Annotated in this window: 3 protein-coding genes; 1 reads left to right on the top strand and 2 read right to left on the bottom strand. The window is 59.0% G+C overall.

Annotated elements, in window-relative coordinates:
- Both VEG30_12240 and fucP read right to left on the bottom strand, forming a co-directional pair.
- The coding region (locus tag VEG30_12240) for a LacI family DNA-binding transcriptional regulator (GenBank protein ID HXZ80695.1) at window positions 1-917 on the bottom strand (917 nt) is incomplete at its 3' end.
- A gap of 144 nt (window positions 918-1,061) precedes the next feature.
- On the bottom strand, window positions 1,062-2,345 hold the full coding sequence (fucP, locus tag VEG30_12235) for an L-fucose:H+ symporter permease (GenBank protein HXZ80694.1): 1,284 nt from the start codon (window positions 2,343-2,345) through the stop codon (window positions 1,062-1,064).
- A 398-nt stretch (window positions 2,346-2,743) separates the two neighbouring features.
- Between fucP and VEG30_12230 the strand changes: the two genes are divergently transcribed.
- Window positions 2,744-3,179: DUF2127 domain-containing protein (locus VEG30_12230; protein HXZ80693.1), on the top strand; the 436-nt coding region annotated here is incomplete at its 3' end.

Genomic DNA, 3,179 nt, shown 5'->3' with positions numbered 1-3,179 from the left:
TTCCGGAGCAGCAACTCGGCAGCCCGCCTGCCGGTCGCCACGGTATCCTGGTCCACGGTGGTCAAGGGCACGGCCAGGACGTCCGAGTAGTGCACATTCCCAGCCCCGGCCACCGCGACATCGGTTGGTATGCGCAGCCCGGCATCCATGATGGCGCGCATGGCGCCGATGGCAACGGGATCGTTGTAGCAGAAGATGCCATCCAGGGCAGGGCCCGTTTGCAGCAGCTTGCTCATGGCCTCGTAGCCGCTGCGATCGTCAAAACTGGCGTCCACCAGGAGTCCTGCTAGGGGTTCTAACTTATGGGCGCGCAGGGCGCGGCGATAGCCGGACAGGCGCGCGGCAGCGATGCCGTTATCGGGGCCACGCAGGTGCGCAACGAGCTTGCAGCCTTGGGCAATCAGGTGGTTGGTAGCCAGAAACCCGATGGCCTCGTTGTCGACTCCCACGAAGCTGGCGCGGACGCCGGCGATGGGGCGGTCGATCAGGATGAACGGCACCTTGCGCTTCCGCATACCGTCGAACAGGCTCTTTTCTGGCTGCGCGGAAGCTATGATCAAGCCGTCCACTTGACGAGCCATTAACGCCTCAGCCTCGATCCTCTCCAACTCGGGATCTTCTTCGAAATAAGAGATGACAGCATGGTAGCCTCGCGGCCGGATGGTTTCGGCAACCGCCTTGGCGATCTCGGCAAAGAAAGAGTGAGTGAAATCGGGCAGGAGGAGTCCAACGGTATAGGTACGGCGGGTAACTAGGCTGCGGGCGACCCAGTTGGTCTGGTAGTTGAGCTGCTTGGCGCGTCGCAGGACGCGCCGCCGGGTAGCCTCGCTGATATTGCCTTGACTGCGGAGAACCTTGGAAACCGTTACGATCGAGACATTCAAGTCCTCGGCAATGTCCCGCATGGTTACCGGCATAGGCGGTTCAGGATACCACAGCAAAAATGCCGGAAACGGGGCCAGGTAAACGATATCCCACGGCCAAACATCGGGCGGCGGCCGCCAATCCGCGTGGAAGAACCGCGCTTTCCTCGTTCAGCAAGCAGTTCGGCGAAAAGACGATCACGTCGTCTGCCTCGGCACGGATCCGCGGAAAGCATAGAAAACGATGTACAGGTAGCAGATGACCGGCAACACAAAGGCGTGGTGGATCCCGATGCGATCGGCCAGCGCGCCCTGAACCAGCGGAATGATCGCTCCTCCCAGGATCGACATGATCAACAAACCCGAGCCGTCGCCAGTAAGGGGGCCCAGTCCTGCGATGCCCAAGGTGAAGATGCTGGGAAACATCACCGAGTTAAAGAGGCCGACCAAGATGATGCTCCACATAGCAAAATGGCCAAAACTGAGCATCGAGGAGCAAACCAGGAGAGCGGCCGCAATTGCTGCAATTCCTAGCACGGTCCCAGTGCGAACCTTCTGTAGAATGGCGGAGCCGATGAACCGTCCAACCATCGCCCCTCCCCAGTACAGGGAGACATACTTGGCCGCTTGTGCCTCGGTGATGTTTCCTATGTAGCTTTGGCTGAAATAATTGATCAGGAAGCTTCCGATGGAGACCTCCGCGCCCACGTAGACGAAGATCCCCACCGCACCCAGAATCAGGTGGCGGTATTGCCACAGGCGGCTGCCTCCCTTTTCGTGGTGCTCGGCCTGGGGCATGGGCGGGAGGCGAAAGGAAGCAATGGCGATGGCCAGGGCAAACAAGGTGAGGCCAATGACCAAATAGGGGACCTTGACTGAGGAAGCTTCATGCACGCGGTAAGCCTGCAGCGCTTCGGCCGACATCTGGCGGACGACTTCCATGCTCTTCGGGGCCGGACTGAGGATCAAGAGTCCACCCAGATAGGGACCGATAAAGGTTCCCAGTGAATTGAACGCCTGGGATAAATTCAATCGGCTGGACGCTGTCTCCGGCGGTCCGAGGACAGCCACGTACGGGTTCGCCGCCACCTGCAGGGCGGTGATACCCGCGGCCAGCACCATCAGCGCACCCAGAAACAGCGGATAAGATGGCACGCTTGCCGCAGGTATGAACAGGAAGGCACCCAGGCTCATCGTGAGCAGGCCTGCCACCATCGTCTTCTTGTAGCCGATCGTGTCGATGAGTTTGGCGGAGGGAATGGAAAAGATGAAATAGGCCGAGAAAAAAGCAAACTGGATGAGCATTACCCGGAAGTAGCTGAGGTCGAAAATGGACTTCAGGTGTGGAACCAGGACATCGTTGAGGACGGTGACGAAGCCCCACATGAAGAAAAGCGTGGTGACGACGGTGAGCGCTTTTTTGTAGCCGGAGGCTGGTTGTGCCGCGGTCGCCACGGGCATGCGGGGTTCCACCATGGGCATAGCTCTTTCTCCGAAGCAACTGACGGATGATAGCAAAAGCCCCAGCGTACCATGCAATTATTGTCTTCCTAAGTAAGCGTTGAAGTTAACGTTGTTCCTCAGTGTAAAATCATCGCCATCTATCTTGACAAGGGGCGCAGGTTGTCTCACACTGCACACGCTTTCTGCGGGGTTCCCCTTGATTCGGGATCTCGCCCTTGGCGGCTGTTCGTCTCCGGACTTCCCGCAGCACTCCGCTGTCGCTTTCTTGCGAGAGTTCGAAAAATAAAATCTGGAAGGGCTTGCAAAGCTGTTGTGTGGTCGCAAAGGAATCGCGGGAGAGGCACAGCAGCATTTCGCGGGCCCTTACCTCACCTTAGGCCTGGCAGTGTGTCTGTCTTTCCAAAGGAGACATGGAAATGCGTCCCATGGGCGTAACTGCGATTGCGATCCTTACCTGGCTCCGGAGCGCCGTGTATGCCCTTGCCGGATTAGCCATTCTGGGTGTCGGCCATCTGGGGGCGCGCTTGGTGGCCGCGGCGGCGAGCGACACATTCGTGCAGAGATTCACGCTGAGGCTCAGTGACACGCTGGGGATCGGTGCTCTAGCGATCGCTCTTCTGTTTCTAGTGGTGGGCCTGGGAGTCTGGACGCTAAGGAGCTGGGCGCGGACGTTGACCTTGGTGTTCGCCGGAATCTGGTTGGTCTTGGGCGTGTTCCGGATGTTTCCGCATCCCACGTCGTGGCAAATCATCCGTGCTGCCACCGACGTGGTTATCGTCGGATACCTGTTCCTGCCTGACGTGAAGCGTGCCTTCCTCCGTCCTGGCTGGCTCGGGAGCGGAAACCAAGCCT

Source organism: Terriglobales bacterium, assembly GCA_035624455.1.
Taxonomy (GTDB): Bacteria; Acidobacteriota; Terriglobia; order Terriglobales; family Acidobacteriaceae; genus DASPRM01.
This window is presented reverse-complemented; position numbering and strand designations above follow the sequence as displayed.

Bases quoted from the DNA above. Each gene is read 5' to 3' on its own strand.
- fucP (HXZ80694.1), bottom strand. From the start codon at position 2,345: ATGCCCATGGTGGAACCCCGCATGCCCGTGGCGACCGCGGCACAACCA.